General features: G+C 69.1%; 11 protein-coding genes. 5 read left to right on the plus strand and 6 right to left on the minus strand.

Annotated elements, in window-relative coordinates; genetic code table 11:
• Window positions 1-2 precede the first annotated feature (2 nt).
• A complete protein-coding gene (locus RAMLITH_RS02205; protein ID WP_168105689.1) occupies window positions 3-2,438 on the minus strand; it encodes a catalase in 2,436 nt (811 codons plus the stop codon).
• Between the two features lie 126 nt (window positions 2,439-2,564).
• Entirely contained in the window at window positions 2,565-3,302 is a 738-nt protein-coding gene (locus tag RAMLITH_RS02210; protein WP_168105690.1) for a heparan-alpha-glucosaminide N-acetyltransferase, read from the minus strand.
• A 131-nt stretch (window positions 3,303-3,433) separates the two neighbouring features.
• On the opposite strand from RAMLITH_RS02210, the gene RAMLITH_RS02215 reads away from it, so the two are divergent.
• Window positions 3,434-4,114 carry a hypothetical protein gene (locus RAMLITH_RS02215; protein ID WP_168105691.1) on the plus strand — a complete coding sequence of 227 codons (681 nt, stop codon included), beginning with the start codon at window positions 3,434-3,436 and terminating at the stop codon, window positions 4,112-4,114.
• Between the two features lie 77 nt (window positions 4,115-4,191).
• Here the strand turns inward: RAMLITH_RS02215 and RAMLITH_RS02220 are convergent, their stop codons facing one another.
• Together RAMLITH_RS02220 and RAMLITH_RS02225 are read right to left on the minus strand one after the other, a co-directional pair.
• Window positions 4,192-4,500: an MTH1187 family thiamine-binding protein gene (locus tag RAMLITH_RS02220; protein WP_168105692.1), complete on the minus strand. Its 309-nt coding sequence runs from the start codon at window positions 4,498-4,500 to the stop codon at window positions 4,192-4,194.
• A 9-nt stretch (window positions 4,501-4,509) separates the two neighbouring features.
• Window positions 4,510-5,337, minus strand: coding sequence for a DUF2189 domain-containing protein (locus RAMLITH_RS02225; protein WP_420376882.1), 828 nt, complete (start codon window positions 5,335-5,337; stop codon window positions 4,510-4,512).
• 136 nt (window positions 5,338-5,473) lie between these two features.
• Here RAMLITH_RS02225 and RAMLITH_RS02230 point away from each other — a divergent pair, with 136 nt between their 5' ends.
• Window positions 5,474-7,519, plus strand: coding sequence for a peptidase U32 family protein (locus RAMLITH_RS02230; RefSeq protein WP_168105694.1), 2,046 nt, complete (start codon window positions 5,474-5,476; stop codon window positions 7,517-7,519).
• A 116-nt stretch (window positions 7,520-7,635) separates the two neighbouring features.
• On the opposite strand, the gene purL is transcribed toward RAMLITH_RS02230, so the two are convergent.
• Window positions 7,636-11,730: a phosphoribosylformylglycinamidine synthase gene (gene purL / locus RAMLITH_RS02235; protein ID WP_168105695.1), complete on the minus strand. Its 4,095-nt coding sequence runs from the start codon at window positions 11,728-11,730 to the stop codon at window positions 7,636-7,638.
• Window positions 11,731-11,845: 115 nt separating this feature from the next.
• Between purL and map the strand changes: the two genes are divergently transcribed.
• The 3 genes from map to RAMLITH_RS02250 all read left to right on the plus strand — a co-directional run bounded on the left by map (window position 11,846) and on the right by RAMLITH_RS02250 (window position 16,115).
• Entirely contained in the window at window positions 11,846-12,649 is an 804-nt protein-coding gene (map, locus tag RAMLITH_RS02240) for a type I methionyl aminopeptidase (protein ID WP_168105696.1), read from the plus strand.
• A gap of 43 nt (window positions 12,650-12,692) precedes the next feature.
• Window positions 12,693-15,317, plus strand: coding sequence for a [protein-PII] uridylyltransferase (locus RAMLITH_RS02245; protein ID WP_168105697.1), 2,625 nt, complete (start codon window positions 12,693-12,695; stop codon window positions 15,315-15,317).
• A gap of 114 nt (window positions 15,318-15,431) precedes the next feature.
• The gene (locus RAMLITH_RS02250) at window positions 15,432-16,115 is read left to right on the plus strand and encodes an OB-fold nucleic acid binding domain-containing protein (protein ID WP_202883221.1); all 684 of its coding nucleotides are present in this window, start codon (window positions 15,432-15,434) and stop codon (window positions 16,113-16,115) included.
• Between the two features lie 137 nt (window positions 16,116-16,252).
• Here the strand turns inward: RAMLITH_RS02250 and def are convergent, their stop codons facing one another.
• Window positions 16,253-16,792: a peptide deformylase gene (def, locus tag RAMLITH_RS02255; protein WP_168105698.1), complete on the minus strand. Its 540-nt coding sequence runs from the start codon at window positions 16,790-16,792 to the stop codon at window positions 16,253-16,255.
• Window positions 16,793-16,802 lie beyond the last annotated feature (10 nt).

Below are 16,802 nucleotides of genomic sequence, written 5' to 3' on the forward strand. Positions count from 1 at the left end.
GGTCAGACCAGTGGCGGGTCCATCTGGCGGCCGAAATGGCGGTGCATGGCCAGGGCCTGCACGAACGCTTCGCCCGCCTGGCCGCCGGTACCATCCTCGGCGACGATCAGGCCGGTGCCACCCTGCGCCTGGCTCTTGTCCAGCGACAGCGGCAGGCCGGCCTGCGACAGCAGCATGCGCGAGGCGCCGAACACCAGGATCGGCTTGCAGTGGCGGAACTGGTCGCGGATGAACTCCGCGGTGTGGCCGTCCTGCGCCAGCGCCGCCACGGCTTCGTCGCCGTCGGGCAGCACCAGGCCGTCGAACAGGAATCCGGGCTCGTTCTCGAGCGAGGCATCGGCGTCGATCAGGTCGCCGCTGGCGCTGGGCATCGGCCCGATCCGGGGCCCGACCAGGCGGCCGACGGCGCCTTGCGCCGCCAGCGTCGCCTGCAGTTCCAGGATCGCATCGGCCTGGACGCCGGGCGCCACCAGCAGGGCGACCTTGCGGCCCTTGATCGACCCGTCGCCCGGCCGCGCCATGAGCGACAGCGCCGGCGATTTCGCCACCTCGGGCGGCGCCGGCTGCTCGAGCGCCCGCGGCATGGGCGGTGGCAGCTCCACCATCCCCAGCCCGTCGGCCACCTTCTTGGCCAGTTCCTCCGAAGCGTTGCGCAACGAGGCGACCATGCGTTCCCGGATCGCCGGGACCGTGACCTTGCTCAGCTCGAAGCGGAAGGCCTCGGCGATGTGGCATTGCTCGACCGGCGTCTGGCTTTCGTAGAACAGCGTCGCCTGCGTGTAGTGGTCGGCGAACTTCTCGGGCTTGGCCCGCACCTTCCCCTGCTCCTCCTTCGCCTGGATGCGCGCCGGCACCGAGACGAAGCCCTGCGCGGCGCCGGCCTGGAACGGGCAGCCGCCGGCGAGCGAGTTCGGCTCGTAGTTCACCCGGCCGCGGTGGATCGCCTGCCGGTGGAAGCCGTCGCGCTGGTTGTTGTGCACGGGCACGACCGGGGCGTTGATCGGGATCTCGTGGAAATTGGGTCCGCCCAGGCGCGTGATCTGCGTGTCGACGTAGGAATGGATGCGGCCCGCCAGCAGCGGATCGTTGGAGAAATCGATTCCCGGAATCACCTGTGCCGTGCAGAACGCGACCTGCTCGGTCTCGGCGAAGAAGTTGTCGGGGTTGCGGTTCAGGACCATGCGGCCCACCGGCCGGATCGGCACCAGCTCCTCCGGCACGATCTTGGTCGCGTCGAGGATGTCGAAGCTGAACTGGTCGGCCTGCTCCTCGGTGAAGACCTGCACGCCCAGCTCGTACTCGGGATAGTTGCCGGATTCGATGCGCTCCCACAGGTCGCGGCGGTGGAAGTCGGGGTCCGCGCCCGAGATCTTGACGGCTTCGTCCCAAACCAGCGAATGCGTGCCGGCAACCGGGCTCCAGTGGAACTTGACGAACACCGACTCGCCCGCGTCGTTGACGAAGCGAAAGGTGTGCACGCCGAAGCCCTGCATGGTGGCGAAGCTGCGCGGGATCGCGCGGTCGGACATCACCCACATCAACATGTGCGTCGACTCGGGCATCAGCGACACGAAGTCCCAGAACGTGTCATGGGCGCTGGCCGCCTGCGGCATCTGGTGGTGCGGCTCGGGCTTGACGGCGTGCACCAGGTCGGGAAACTTCATCGCGTCCTGGATGAAGAAGACCGGCATGTTGTTGCCCACCAGGTCCCAGTTGCCCTCGTCGGTGTAGAACTTCACGGCGAAGCCGCGCACGTCGCGCGCCGTGTCCTTGGAGCCGCGCTCGCCCTGCACGGTGGAAAAGCGCACGAACACCGGCGTCACCTTCCCGGCCTCCTGGAACGGCGCCGCCCTGGTCAGGTCGGTGAGCGGCTCGTAGCATTCGAAGAAGCCGTGCGCGCCGGAACCGCGCGCGTGCACGATGCGCTCGGGGATGCGCTCGTGGTCGAAATGCGTGATCTTCTCGCGCAGGATGAAGTCTTCCAGCAGCGCCGGCCCGCGCACGCCGTACTTGAGAGAGTTCTGGTTGTCCGCGATGCGCACGCCCTGGTTGGTGGTGAGCATCTGTCCCGTCGAGTCCACCCGGACGCGGTCCAGGGGCTCGATGGTCGAGTTGACACCCTCGGGCGCGACGCTGCCGGTCTTGCCCGAGCCGTTCTCCTCGGACAGCGTGCTGGCGCCGGGGAGGCGCGAGTCGGGGTCGACGGTCGCGCCGGGCTGCGGCGCGACCCCGCTGGCAAAGCCGTGCTCGAATGGCTTCGTGGGGTTGTGCGGCATGGCGGCGGCGAGGGCCTGCACCTGCGCCATTCGCTCGGCCGGCGCATCGCCGCCGGCCGGGACTGCGCGGCCGGGGCCGCTGTCGGTATTGCGTGCCGCCGACTTGGCGGCGGCTTTCTTCGCCGGCGTTTTTGCTGCCGGCGGCTTGGGGGATTTGGGCATGATCTTCCTGATCACAGCGGCAAGATGGCCGACCCTCACCCTAAGTGGCCGCTCCGGCCGAGCACGTAGGACGGTATTGATGATCCCGGCCTTCCGGCAAGTGTGGGAGGCCGTTCCTGATTCAGGTCAACTCGCGGCCCGCCGCACGAGTGCCAGCGCGCCGATGAGCACGGGCTGGTGCAGCATGTACCAGGTCAGGCTCCAGCGGCCCAGCCAGGACAGCGGCGCGGCGGCGCGCGGCAACCGGACCTCGACCCAGGCCCGGCGGCGAGCCAGCAGCCATTGGCCGCTCGCCATGCCCCACCACATCACGCCCAGCCAGGGCACGAGCGGCACATAGTCCTCCGTCACCGGCTTGCGGCCGACGAGGCCGAGCCAGTTCCAGGCGGGGGCGTCGAGGAACGCCAGCCCGGGCCACTGCGCGTGCGCCGCTTCGGCGATGGGCTTGGCCAGGATCGCGAGCGCTCCCGCCAGCCACAGCCAGCGGCCCCAGCCGGCGGTGACGCGGACGATGACCAGCATCGCCGCGATGCCGTGCAGCACGCCGAAGTAGATGAAGCTGCGCGGGAACATGAACCAGGAACCGGCCGTGACCAGCAAGGCGCAGCCGGCGACCTGGGCCCAGCGTTTCCAGAACCGGGGCCAGCCCTGCCGCTGCTCCCAGGCGACGGCCTGCCCCAGGCCGGCGCAGAACAGGAACAGGCTGACGATCGCGGTGCGCTGCCAGGTCCAGAACGGATCGCGGTAGAAGTCCTCGCGCAGCCAGCCGAACCAGTTCAGGTCGAAGCAGAAGTGGTACGCCGTCATCCACACGATGGCGGCGCCGCGCAGGGAGTCGATGGCGTCGAAGCGCTGGCGTGGCATCGGCCCGAGTGTAGGGCGCCGGCGAGGCGCAGGCTCAACCACGCGGGCCGCCCCAGGATTCCCCTAGTGACCTGGCTGGTGGGCGGCGGTTCAATCCCCTGCCAGACAAGGAACAACTTCGGGAGAGAACCATGCGAAAGAGCGCGCGAACTGCTTTCTGGGTGGCTGCCGGCGCGATCGGCCTGGCCGGATGCGCGGCGATGCAGTCGGGTCCGCAAGGGATGTCGTTCTTCGTGACCAGCGGCGGACCCGGCAAGGGCGGCGACCTGGGTGGCCTGGAGGGCGCCGACCGGCACTGCCAGACCCTGGCACAGGCCGCCGGAGCGGGCCATCGCACATGGCGCGCCTACCTGAGCACGCAGGCCCCCAGCCTGAACAATCCAGGCTTCGTGAATGCGCGCGACCGGATCGGCACCGGACCGTGGCACAACGCGAAAGGCGTGGTGATCGCCCGCAGCGTGGAAGACCTCCACTCGGCCGCCAACAACGTCAACAAGGAGACGGCGCTCGATGAGCGAGGGCGGCCGGTCAACGGACGCACCGAAACGCCGAACAAGCACGACATCCTCACCGGCTCGCGCCCGGACGGAACCGCGTTTCCGGGAGCGCCGTTCCCGGACATGACCTGCGGGAACTGGACGAAGGGCACCGCCGATGGCGCGGCGATGACCGGCCATCACGACCGCGCCGGCCCCATCAACAACGCGTGGGCCGTGTCGTGGAATTCCGCTCATCCGACCCTCGGTTGCAGCCAGGAGCGAGTGCGCCCGACCGGCGGCGACGGGCTGTTCTACTGCTTCGCCGCAAAGTAGGGGATCGGGCGGCAGCACGGCGGCACTGATCCGCCCCGGCGCGCGGTCACCAGCTGCCTGGTGGCCAATCGTTCGTTCTAGGTCTTGAGCTTGCGCCCGAGGTGCGCTTCCACGCGGGCGATCTTGCTGAGCAGGCGCGATTCGGGGCCGGCCCGCCAGTCCATCTTCAGGTTCATGCCGATGCGCGGGCACTCCGCCTGCAGGGTCTTGAAGCAGGCGGTGACGACGGCCATCACCTCGTCCCACTCGCCTTCGAGAATCGTGCCCATCGGCGTCAGCTGGTACGGCACGCCGCTCTTGTCGATCACGTCCAGGACGCGGGCCACCTGCGCACTCAGGCTCTCGCCCTGACCGGTGGGCGACATCGCGAATTCAAGCAGGACCATCTGTGTCTCCTAAGCCGGTGTGATGGTACCCGCCGGGCGCCACGCGAAAGAGCCGCGGTAGGCATGCCAGCTGGCGTGCCCCAGCCACGGGCCGACCACCAGCAGCCCGGCGGCCCACGGCAGCAGCATCGCGCCGAGCACCAGGGCCACGATCAGCGCCCCCCAGACCACCATGGGGCCGGTGCGCAACGCCACCACCTGCATGCTGGCGAGGCCCGCAGTGATGGCGTCCGTGTCGCGGTCCAGGATCATCGGGAGCGCCACGACGCAGGTGGAGAACACGAGCGCGGCAAAAACCCAGCCGACCAGCAGGTAGACACCGATGAACTGCCAGTTCTTCGGGTTGAACACGGCCTGCACGACGCTGGCCGTGGTCGGCATCCCGGTGTTGAAGAAGACGGCGAACACCACCAGCGACGCGCGGCCCCACAGCAATTCGAGCAGCAGCAGCACCAGCACCAGCATGCCCATGCTGCCGAGGTGTCCCTCCCAGCACGTCAGCGAAGCGCCCAGGCTCTGCGGCAGCCCCTGCTCGCGCCGGCGGCTCACCTCGTACAGACCGAGCGCGAGGAACGGGCCGACCAGGAAACAGCCGGACACGAAAGAGATCGTGTATTCCGGCTTGTTGCGGAATACCGCCTGCAGCGTCACGGCCATCAGCCAGAAGCACACGCCATAGAACAGCGCGATGCCGGGCGCCGCGCGCAGGTCCCCCCAGCCGCCGCGCAGCCAGCGCAGCGGGTCCGTGAGGCGCACCGGCAGCAGTTGGCGCACCTCGGCAGGTCTTGGGGTGGCCTCGGGTGCGGCCGGCTCGACGGGAACGGTCATGCGCGGCATTGAAACCGGCGGCCGGCAGGGCCGTATCGGGACCAACCCGCAGCCGGTCGGGCTTCCGGCGGGCCGGTCACGCTCCGCCCGCGGCGTCGCTAGAATGTCCGGCTCCCGCGCCGGGCATTCCGCGCCCTCCTCCCCCATGTCACTCCTGAACCACCAGCTCGAGCTGCTCGCGCCGGCCCGTGACGCCGACATCGGCATCGCGGCAATCGACCACGGCGCCGACGCCGTCTACATCGGCGGACCCGCCTTCGGCGCGCGGGCTTCCGCCGGCAACGACGTGCGGGACATCGAGCGGCTCGCGCGGCATGCGCACCGCTTCGGCGCGCGCATCTTCGTCACGCACAACACCATCCTGAGGGACGACGAGCTGGAGCCGGCGCGCCGCATGGCCTGGGACGTGTACCGCGCGGGCGCCGACGTGCTGATCATCCAGGACATGGGCCTGCTGGAGCTCGACCTGCCGCCGATCCAGCTGCACGCCAGCACCCAGACCGACATCCGCACCCCCGAGAAGGCGCGCTTCCTGCAGGACGTCGGCTTCTCCCAGATCGTGCTGGCGCGCGAGCTCACGCTGGAGCAGATCCGGGAGATCCACGGGCGCCTCGACGCCGACCGCTGCAAGCTGGAATTCTTCGTGCACGGCGCGCTGTGCGTCGCCTACAGCGGCCAGTGCTACATCAGCCACGCGCACACCGGCCGCAGCGCCAACCGCGGCGACTGCTCGCAGGCCTGCCGGCTGCCGTACCACGTGGTCGACGCGCAGGGCCGCTTCGTGGCCCACGACAAGCACGTGCTGTCGATGAAGGACAACAACCAGGGCGCCAACCTGGCCGCGCTGGTGGACGCCGGCGTCCGCAGCTTCAAGATCGAGGGCCGCTACAAGGACATGGGCTACGTGAAGAACATCACCGCCCACTACCGCAAGCTGCTCGACGAGCTGATCGAATCGCGCGAGGGATCCGGTTTTCCCCTGGCGCGCGCGTCCAGCGGCCGCACGACGTTCAGCTTCGCGCCGGATCCCAACCAGAACTTCAATCGCGAGTTCACCGACTATTTCGTCAACGGCCGGCAGGACGACATCGGCGCCTTCGACTCGCCCAAGAACCCGGGCCAGGCCATCGGCTGGGTGACCAGGGTCGGCAGCGACTGGATCGAGCTGGAGCTCGACGATCCCCAGGCCGTACTGCACAACGGCGACGGCCTGTGCTACTTCGACCTGCAGAAGGAACTGGTCGGCGTCGCCATCAACCGCGCTGAATTGCTCCCTCTCCCCGCTGGGGGGAGCGGAGCGAGGGGGGCTGGGGCGAGGGGCGCTGGCGCACGCTGGCGCGTCTTCCCCAAGGACTCCATCGCCGGCATGCGCGACCTGCGCCAGGGCACGCGGATCAACCGCAACCGCGACATGGACTGGGTGCGCACCCTGGAGAAGAAGTCGAGCGAGCGACGCATCGCCGTGTGGGCGCGGCTTGCCGACACCCCTGACGGCGTTCGCCTGAGCCTGACGGACGAGGACGGATTTGCCGGCGAGGCAGCGGCCGCCTGCGAGAAGTTGCCGTCGCGCGACCCGGCTCGCGGCAAGGCCGCACTGCGCGATCACCTGGCGCGGTTCGGCGCCACCATCTTCGAGCCGCTGGACATCGCGATCGACCTGGCGCAGCCCTGGTTCATTCCGGCTTCACTGATCAACCAGCTTCGTCGGGGCGCCGTGGAGGCGCTCGAAGCGGCGCGCGCCGGCGGCTATCGCCGTCCCGCGCGGACCGAGCCGGTCACGCCGCCGGTGCCGTACCCGGAAGACACCCTCTCCTACCTCGCCAACGTTTTCAACCAGAAGGCCCGCGACTTCTACGCGAAGCACGGGGTCAAGGTGATCGATGCGGCCTACGAAAGCCACGAGGAAGAAGGCGAAGTCAGCCTGATGATCACCAAGCACTGCGTGCGCTGGTCGATGAGCCTGTGTCCCAAGCAGGCCAAGGGCGTGGTCGGCGTCAAGGGCACGATCAAGGCCGAGCCGCTGCAATTGATCAACGGCAGTGAAAAGCTCACGCTGCGCTTCGACTGCAAGCCGTGCGAGATGCACGTCGTCGGCAGGATGAAGAAGTCGGTGCTGCAGCAGCGCGCCCGGGAGATGGCCGAGGTGCCGATGCAGTTCTATCGGACGCGGCCGGCTCGGTCGACCGCCTGACGTTCATTGCACGACCTCGCGCCGCGGGAGGCGCTGCCCGGCGTGGCCTCATGGCGCGCGGGGCCTCTCTCGATGCGGGCAAGCTGACGACCCCGGGGAACGACCCTGGCGAAGCCCTACCCCACCCACCGGCGCGCATTGCGCCAGATCTGCATCCACGGGCTGAAGTCGCTCTTGTCGCCGCTGGTCCAGGACATCTGGATGTTGCGGAACACGCGCTCCGGGTGCGGCATCATGGCCGTGAAGCGGCCGTCCGCGGTGGTCACGGCCGTGAGGCCGCCCCGGCTGCCGTTGGGATTGAGCGGATAGGCTTCGGTCGGCTGGCCGCGGTGGTCGACGAAGCGCATGGCGGCAATCGCCTGCGACTGGTCGCCGCGGTTGGCGAAGTTCGCATAGCCTTCACCGTGCGCGACGGCGATCGGCAGCCGGGCGCCGGCCATGCCGGCGAAGAACAGGCTCGGTGAGTCCAGCACTTCCACCTGCGACAGGCGCGCCTCGTAGCGTTCGCTGCGGTTGGTGGTGAAGCGCGGCCAGGCCTGCGCGCCCGGCACGATGTCGGCCAGTTCGGCAAGCATCTGGCAGCCGTTGCACACGCCCAGCGCGAAACTGTCCTGGCGCGCGAAGAACGCCTTGAACTGGTCCGCCAGTTCCGGGTGGAAGGTGATGCTGCGGGCCCAGCCGATGCCCGCGCCCAGGGTGTCGCCGTAACTGAAACCGCCGCAGGCGACGAAGCCCTTGAAGTCCGCCAGGCTCGCACGGCCCGACAGCAGGTCGGTCATGTGCACGTCGTAGGCTTCGAAACCGGCCTCGCTGAAGCAGTACGCCATCTCCACGTGGGAGTTGACGCCCTGCTCGCGCAGGATGGCGACCATGGGGCGGGAGAGGTTGAGGGCGGGCGCACTGCCCCCGCCCCAGCCCTCCCCCAGCGGGGGAGGGAGAACGACGTGCAGGCCAGGATCCGCCGGATCGCCGGCGGCCGCATGCTCCTGGTCGGCGCAGGCGGGGTTGTCGCGCTCGCGGCAGATCTTCCAGCTCACGCTGTCCCACACCTGGTGCAGGTCCGCCAGCTTCGCGGAAAACACCGCCCTGGTGTCGCGCCAGACCTGGACCTCGCCCTTGCCGACCGCTATCGCCGACGACAGGGGCCGGGTGCTGCCGACGAAGTGGCTGTGCTTGGACAGTCCGTACTGGCGCAGCACCTGCATGACCTCGTTGCGCACGTCGGTCGGCACCTGCAGCACCACGCCGAGCTCCTCGTTGAACAGCGCCTGCAGCGTCAGCTCCTCGCGGCGCGCGCCGATCTGCGACGCCCAGTTCTTGGCGTCGCCGTATTCGGCGCGGCTGTCGGTGATGCCGTCGCCTTCGGTGACGAGCAGGTCCACGTTCAGCGCGACGCCGACCTGGCCGGCGAAGGCCATTTCGCAGGCCGCGGCGAACAGGCCGCCATCGCTGCGGTCGTGATAGGCCAGGATGCGGCCTTGCGCCCGCAGCGCGTTCACCGCGTCGACCAGCCGCACCAGGTCCTGCGGCTCGTCGAGGTCCGGCACCTCGTCACCGGCCTGGTCGAGCACCTGCGCCAGGACGCTGCCGCCCATGCGCCGCTTGCCCTGCCCCAGGTCGACCAGCACCAAAGTCGTCTCCCGCGTGGCGTCCAGCTGCGGCGTCAAGGTGCCGCGCACGTCGTCGATGGTTGCGAAGGCGCTGACGATCAGGCTCACTGGCGACGTGACCTTGTGGTGCTGCCCGCCTTCGCTCCATTGCGTGCGCATGGACAGGCTGTCCTTGCCGACCGGAATCGACACACCCAGCCACGGGCACAGTTCCATGCCGACGGTGCGCACCGTCTCGTACAGCGAGGCGTCCTCGCCCGGTTCGCCGCACGCGGCCATCCAGTTGGCGGAGAGCTTCACGCGCTTGAGGTCGATCGGTGCGGCCAGCAGGTTGGTGATCGCCTCGGCCACGGCCATCCGGCCGGACGCGGGCGCGCTCACCGTCGCCAGCGGGGTGCGCTCGCCCATGCTCATGGCCTCGCCGGCGAAGCCGCGGAAGTCGGCCAGCGTCACGGCGCAGTCGGCCACCGGCACCTGCCAGGGCCCGACCATCTGGTCGCGGTGCGTGAGCCCGCCCACCGTGCGGTCGCCGATGGTCACGAGGAAGCGCTTGGAGGCAACGGTCGGGTGGCCGAGGACCTTGATGGCGGCGTCCTGCAGGCTGACGCCCGTGAGGTCGACCGGCGCGAACTCGCGCCGCACGGTCTTGACGTCGCGGTGCATCTTGGGCGGCTTGCCGAGCAGGACGTTCATGGGCATGTCGACGGCCAGACTGCCCCCATCCCGGCCTTCCCCCAGCGGGGGAAGGTGATCTTCACTCCCTCCCCCTTTGGGGGAGGGTTGGGGTGGGGGCACCGGAAGATCCACATCCCCCACCACCAGTTGCCGCTCTTGCGTCGCCACGCCGACGACCGCGAACGGGCAGCGCTCGCGCTCGCAGAAGGCCTGGAACTGCGGCAGCGACTCCGGGGCGATCGCCAGCACGTAGCGCTCCTGGCTCTCGTTGCACCAGATCTCCTTGGGCGCCAGGCCAGACTCCTCCAGCGGCACCCGCCGCAGGTCGAAGCGCGCGCCGCGGCCGGCGTCGTTGGTCAGTTCGGGGAAGGCGTTGGACAGGCCGCCCGCGCCCACGTCGTGGATCGCCAGGATCGGATTGGCCTCGCCCTGGGTCCAGCAGTGGTTGATGACCTCCTGCGCCCGGCGCTCGATCTCGGGGTTGCCGCGCTGCACCGAGTCGAAATCGAGCTCGGCGGCGTTGGCGCCGGTGGCCATCGAACTGGCGGCGCCGCCGCCCATGCCGATGCGCATGCCGGGCCCGCCCAGTTGCACCAGCAGCGTGCCGGCCGGGAACTCGATCTTGCGCGTCTGGTCAGCCGCGATGCTGCCGAGGCCGCCCGCGATCATGATCGGCTTGTGGTAGCCGCGGGCCTCGGTGCGTTGCTCGCCTTCTCCCGCCAGTCGGTAGTTCACGGTCTGCTCGTACTCGCGGAAATAGCCCAGCAGGTTGGGCCGCCCGAACTCGTTGTTGAAGGCGGCGCCCCCCAGCGGGCCCTCGATCATGATCTGCAGCGCACTGGCGATGTGGGCGGGGCGGCCCAGCTCGCTGCCCCACAGCTTCGAAACGGTGAAGCCGGTCAGGCCCGCCTTGGGCTTCGAGCCGCGGCCGGTCGCGCCTTCGTCGCGGATTTCGCCGCCGGCTCCGGTGGAGGCGCCCGGAAACGGCGAGATCGCCGTAGGGTGGTTGTGCGTCTCCACCTTCATCAGCACGTGCTGCAGCGCGTCCTCGCGGTCGTAGCGCCAGGATGCGCCCGACCGCGCGGTGAAGCGCTCCACCGTGGTGCCTTCCATGATCGAGGCGTTGTCCGAATAGGCCACGACCGTGTGCTGCGGGCTCGCCTGGTGCGTGTGCCGGATCATCCCGAACAGGCTGCGTTCCTGCGCCACGCCGTCGATGGTGAACTGCGCATTGAAGATCTTGTGCCGGCAATGCTCGCTGTTCGCCTGGGCGAACATCATCAGCTCCACGTCGGTGGGGTTGCGCCCCAGCCCCTTGAACGCGTCGACCAGGTAGTCGATCTCGTCGTCCGCGAGCGCCAGGCCAAAGCGCGTGTTCGCGGCCTCCAGCGCCGCGCGGCCGCCGCCCAGCACGTCCACGTGCTCCATGGCCGCCGGCGCCAGCTCGGTGAAGAGGCCGTGCGCCGCCGCGCGGTCGGCCATCACGCTCTCGGTCATCCGGTCGTGCAGCAGGGCCGCGATCGCCTCCAGCCCGGCGGCCCCGGGAGCCGGCGCTGCGCCGAGCAGCCCCGGCTTGAGCGTCAGGTGATATTCGGTGATGCGTTCGATCCGCCGCACCGCCAGCCCGCAGTTGTGGGCGATGTCCGTGGCCTTCGAAGCCCAGGGCGAGACGGTACCGAACCGCGGCGTGACCACCAGCACGACGGAGCCCGCCGGCGAGCGCCAGGGCTCGCCATAGGTCAGCAGTGCCGCCAGCCGCGCCTGCTCCGCCGCCGCCAGCGGATGGTCGGCGGCCGCCAGGTGGACGTGCCGCGCGGCCAGCCCGGTGATCCTGGAGTGGACGGCCTGCAGGCGCGGGAGCAGTTGCTGGACACGGAAATCGCTGAGGGCGTTGCCGCCCTCGAACGCGGTGATGTGCAGGGTCACTGGGCTTACCTGTGTGATCGGGGGGGACGCTCGGCGGCGGCCGCTGACTGGGACCGCCGCGCCAAGCCCGCCATTTTACCCGCACGCCTTTGCACGCTCTGGAATAATCGCCGCGATGAGCATCACTTACAAGGACGCGGCGGGGATCGAGGGCATGCGGGTGGCCGGGCGCCTCGCCGCCGAGGTGCTGGACTACCTCACGCCGCACATCAAGCCGGGCATCACCACCAGGGAGATCGACCGCCTGGCCGCCGAATGCATGAAGCAGCAGGGCAGCGTCTCGGCCACCCTGGGCTACCAGCCGGCGGGCTACCCGCCTTATCCCGCATCGCTGTGCACTTCCGTCAACCACGTTGTCTGCCACGGCATTCCCAACGACAAGCCGCTCAAGAAGGGCGACATCGTGAACGTCGACGTCACCGTGATCAAGGACGGCTGGTTCGGCGACACCAGCCGCATGTTCATGGTCGGCGAGGTCTCGATCGCGGCCAGGCGGCTGGTCAACGTCACCTTCGAGGCGATGTGGCACGGCATCATGCGGGTCAAGCCGGGCATCCACCTGGGCGACATCGGCTACGCCATCCAGAAGTTCGCCGAAGGCCACGGCTTTTCCGTCGTGCGCGAGTTCTGCGGGCACGGCATCGGCCGCAACTTCCACGAGGAGCCGCAGGTGCTCCACTACGGCAAGCCCGGCACGCTCGACGAGCTCAAGCCGGGGATGACCTTCACCATCGAGCCCATGATCAACGCGGGCCGGCGCGACGTGAAGGAGTTCGGCAACGACGGGTGGACCATCGTCACCAAGGACCATTCGCTCTCGGCGCAGTGGGAGCACACGGTCCTGGTCACGGAAACCGGCTACGAGGTGATGACGCTGTCGCCGGGCTGTCCCCCGCCGCCGCCGTTCGTCAACGCATGAGCACGGGCGCCGGCGCGCTCCACGCCTGAACGGGCAGCTTTCCATGGCGCAGACCCCGCTCGCCATCCCGCTCGACATCCACGCCGACATGAGGGCCCTGCGGGAAGCGCATCGCGCCCGCAAGGCCCAGCTGCTGGCGTCGCTGGAGGCACTGGGCAGCTCCGCGCGCGGCATCCGGCGGCTGCTGCAGGGCCTGGCCCAGGCCACCGACGAGACCTTGCGCACCGTGTGCCGGATGTCCGGGGTGCCTGGCGATTGCGCCTTGCTGGCCGTCGGCGGCTATGGCCGCGGGGAGCTGTTCCCGCACTCCGACGTCGACGTGGTGATGCTGCTGCCCGACCACATGCCGCCCGACCAGGAGCCGCAGCTCAAGCGGCAGATCGAGGCGTTCATCACCAATTGCTGGGACGCCGGACTCGAGATCGGCTCGAGCGTGCGCACGGTGGCCGAATGCGTGGCCCAGGCGGAGAGCGACGTCACGGTGCGCACTTCGCTGCTGGAGTCGCGCCTCGTGTCGGGCAACACCGCGCTGTACGCGCAGTTCGGCAAGCGCTTCCGCGCCAGCCTCGATCCGCGTGCGTTCATGATCGCCAAGACGCTGGAGATGCGCCAGCGCCACACCAAGTTCGAGAACACGCCATACGCGCTGGAGCCGAACTGCAAGGAGTCGCCGGGCGGCCTGCGCGACCTGCAGGTGATCCTGTGGATCGCCAAGGCCACGGGTCTCGCCCGCAGCTGGGACGAACTGGCCCGCAAGGGGCTGGCCACCGCCTTCGAAGTGCGCCAGATCAAGCGCAACGAGGCGCTGCTCGGCCTGATCCGCGCCCGGCTGCACGTGATCGCCGGGCGCCGGGAAGACCGGCTGGTGTTCGACCTGCAGACGGCCGTGGCCGAATCGTTCGGCTATCGGACGCAGACCACCGATGGGCGCATCGTCGCCCGCGCCAGCGAGGCGCTGATGAAGCGCTACTACTGGGCCGCCAAGGCGGTGTCGCAGCTGAACCAGATCCTGCTGCTCAACATCGAGGAGCGGCTCAACCCGCCGGCGCAGCCGCCCGAGCCGATCAACGAGCGCTTTTCGCACCAGGCCGGGATGATCGAGGTGGCGAGCGACGATCTCTACCTGCGCGAGCCGCACGCGATCCTGGAGACCTTCCTGGTGCACCAGACGACCGTCGGCGCCAAGGGCTTGTCGGCGCGCACCTTGCGTGCCCTGTACAACGCGCGGCAGGTGATGGATGCGAAATTTCGCAACGATCCCGTCAACCACGCCACCTTCCGCCAGATGCTGCTCGAGCCGCAGGGCATCACCCATGCGCTGCGGCTCATGAACCAGACCTCGGTGCTGGGGCGCTACCTGTGGGTGTTCCGGCGCATCGTCGGCCAGATGCAGCACGACCTGTTCCACGTCTACACCGTGGACCAGCACATCCTGATGGTGCTGCGCAACGTGCGGCGCTTCTTCATCGCCGAGCACGCCCACGAATACCCGTTCTGCTCGCAGCTGGCCGCCGGCTGGGACAAGCCGTACATCCTGTACGTGGCCGCGCTGTTCCACGACATCGCCAAGGGCCGCGGCGGTGACCATTCGTCCAAGGGCGCGCGCGACGTGCGCGCGTTCTGCCGCGACCACGGCTTCGTGGGCGAGGACGCGAAACTGATCGAATTCCTGGTGCGCGAGCACCTCACCATGAGCCGGGTGGCGCAGAAGGAAGACCTCAGCGACCCCGCCGTCATCACCGCCTTCGCCAGGCGCGTGGGCAACGAGCGGGCGCTGACGGCGCTGTACCTGCTGACGGTGGCCGACATCCGGGGCACCGGGCCGAAGGTCTGGAACGCCTGGAAAGGCAAGCTGCTGGAGGACCTCTACCGGCTGACGCTGCGCACGCTGGGGGGGCGCGCACCGGACCCGCACGCCGAGATCGAGGCCCGCAAGCGCGAGGCGCTGGTGCAACTGGGCCTGTATGCGCTGCCGTTCCAGGCCCACCAGAAACTGTGGGACACCCTCGACGTGGGCTATTTCATGCGCCACGACGCGGGCGACATCGTGTGGCACACCCGGCATCTCTCGCGCTATGTCGGCACCGGCAAGCCGATCGTGCGGGCGCGGCTGTCGCCGGTCGGGGAAGGACTGCAGGTGCTGGCGTACACGCCCGACCAGCCCGACCTGTTCGCGCGCATCTGCGGCTATTTCGAGCATGCCGGCTTTTCCATCCTGGACGCCAAGATCCACACGGCCACCAACGGCTACGCGCTGGACACGTTCCAGGTGGTGAGTTCCATGCTGCCGGAACACAACCGCGAGCTGCTGAACATCGTCGAATCGGAGCTGCAGCACACGATCGAGCGGGCGGGGCCCTTGCCGGCCCCGAGCCGCGGCCGCGTGTCGCGCCGCGTCAAGAGCTTCCCGATCCCGCCGCGGGTGCAGCTCGCCCCCGACGAAAAGGCCCAGCGCTGGCTGCTGTCGGTGTCGGCCAGCGACCGCGTCGGCCTGCTCTACTCGATCGCCCGGGTGCTGGCTCGCCACCACCTGAACCTGCAACTGGCCAAGGTGTCCACGCTGGGCGAGCGGGTGGAGGACACCTTCCTGATCGACGGACCGGAACTGCAGGAGAACCGGCGCCAGATCGAGATCGAGACCGAGCTGCTGCAGGCGCTGGCGGCGTGAACCGCAGCGCCCGGGGGAAGGCCGGCGCGGTTTCCCGACCGGCAATGACATTTCTCAAGGGCGGCGCACCCTGCCCGGCTATCCTTGCCGGCATTCTCTACAGGAGTTTTCTCCATGCTGAAAAGAACGCTGGCCGCCTGCCTGCTGGCCGCCGCCCCCCTGGTCTGGGCCCAGAACGTGGTCGTCGGCGAAATCCTCGAGGTCCAGAACGTCGAGGGCTACAGCTACCTGCGGCTCAAGACCGGCCAGGGCGACACCTGGGCCGCCGTCCCGACCGCCAAGGTGAAGAAGGGTGACAAGGTCACGATCGCCGAGCCGATGGTGATGAACAACTTCGAGAGCAAGGCCCTCAAGCGCAAGTTCGACAAGGTGGTGTTCGGCACGCTCGCCAGCGACAAGGCGGTCGCCGCCGCCGCGGCGGCGCAGCCGGCCGTGCCTCCCCACGCGCTGCCGAAGGGCCCCGAGACCCCCGACGCCAAGGTGCCGAAGGCGTCCGGCCCCGATGCCCGCACCGTCGGCGAGATCATGGCCAAGCCCGACGCGCTCAAGGAGAAAGCCGTCGTCGTGCGCGGCAAGATCGTCAAGATCAACTCGGGCATCCGCGGCGTGAACTGGGTGCACCTGCGCGACGGGTCGGGCTCCGCCGCCAGCGGCACCAACGACCTGATCGTGACCACGAAGGAAGAACTGAAGGTCGGCGACATCGTCACCATGAAGGGCGTCGTGCGCACCGACAAGGACTTCGGCGCCGGCTACGTCTACAAGGTGCTGGTCGAGGAAGGCAAGTCGCAGAAGTAGGCGTCGTCCCGAGCCCGAAGGGACGGCGCTTTTCCGGGCGCGCGCGCCCTTCAGGGCGCGCTTTCCGTTGGTCTGGCGCCTGGCATCTCATCCCGGAAAAGCACCGTCGCGCACGGCGGGATTTGCTCAGAGCTTCCCTAGTCGTCCTGGCCCGGGTCGAGCTCCGGGAACAGGACGTCGGTGAAGCCGAACCGGCTGAAGTCGCGCATTCGCATCGGATAGAGCTTGCCCAGGAGGTGGTCGCACTCGTGCTGCACCACCCGGGCATGGAAGCCTTCCACTTCGCGCTCGATCGCGTCGCCGTACTGGTCGAAGCCGGAGTAGCGGATGCGCGAAAAGCGCGGCACCACGCCGCGCAGCCCCGGCACCGACAGGCAGCCCTCCCAGCCCTCCTCCTCCTCGTCGCCCAGGGGCGTGATCACCGGATTGAGCAGAACAGTTCGCGGCACCAGCGGCGCTTCCGGGTAGCGCGGATTCGGCGCGTCGGTGCCGAAGATCACCAATTGCAGGTCGACCCCAATCTGCGGCGCGGCCAGCCCCGCGCCATTGGCCGCCCGCATCGTGTCGAGCATGTCGGTGACGAGCCGGTGGATCTCGTCGCTGTCGAATCGGGTGACGGGTTGGGCGACGCGCAGCAGCCGCGGATCGCCCATCTTCAGGATTTCGCGCACGGTCATGCAGCGAGCA

This window comes from Ramlibacter lithotrophicus, from assembly GCF_012184415.1.
Lineage (GTDB): Bacteria > Pseudomonadota > Gammaproteobacteria > Burkholderiales > Burkholderiaceae_C > Ramlibacter > Ramlibacter lithotrophicus.

Excerpts from the sequence above, each read along its gene's own strand:
- RAMLITH_RS02205 (WP_168105689.1), bottom strand. The coding sequence starts at position 2,438 with ATGCCCAAATCCCCCAAGCCGCCGGCAGCAAAAACGCCGGCGAAGAAA.
- RAMLITH_RS02210 (WP_168105690.1), bottom strand. The coding sequence starts at position 3,302 with ATGCCACGCCAGCGCTTCGACGCCATCGACTCCCTGCGCGGCGCCGCC.
- RAMLITH_RS02215 (WP_168105691.1), top strand. The coding sequence starts at position 3,434 with ATGCGAAAGAGCGCGCGAACTGCTTTCTGGGTGGCTGCCGGCGCGATC.
- RAMLITH_RS02220 (WP_168105692.1), bottom strand. The coding sequence starts at position 4,500 with ATGGTCCTGCTTGAATTCGCGATGTCGCCCACCGGTCAGGGCGAGAGC.
- RAMLITH_RS02225 (WP_420376882.1), bottom strand. The coding sequence starts at position 5,337 with ATGCCGCGCATGACCGTTCCCGTCGAGCCGGCCGCACCCGAGGCCACC.
- RAMLITH_RS02230 (WP_168105694.1), top strand. The coding sequence starts at position 5,474 with ATGTCACTCCTGAACCACCAGCTCGAGCTGCTCGCGCCGGCCCGTGAC.
- map (WP_168105696.1), top strand. The coding sequence starts at position 11,846 with ATGAGCATCACTTACAAGGACGCGGCGGGGATCGAGGGCATGCGGGTG.
- RAMLITH_RS02245 (WP_168105697.1), top strand. The coding sequence starts at position 12,693 with ATGGCGCAGACCCCGCTCGCCATCCCGCTCGACATCCACGCCGACATG.
- RAMLITH_RS02250 (WP_202883221.1), top strand. The coding sequence starts at position 15,432 with ATGCTGAAAAGAACGCTGGCCGCCTGCCTGCTGGCCGCCGCCCCCCTG.
- def (WP_168105698.1), bottom strand. The coding sequence starts at position 16,792 with ATGACCGTGCGCGAAATCCTGAAGATGGGCGATCCGCGGCTGCTGCGC.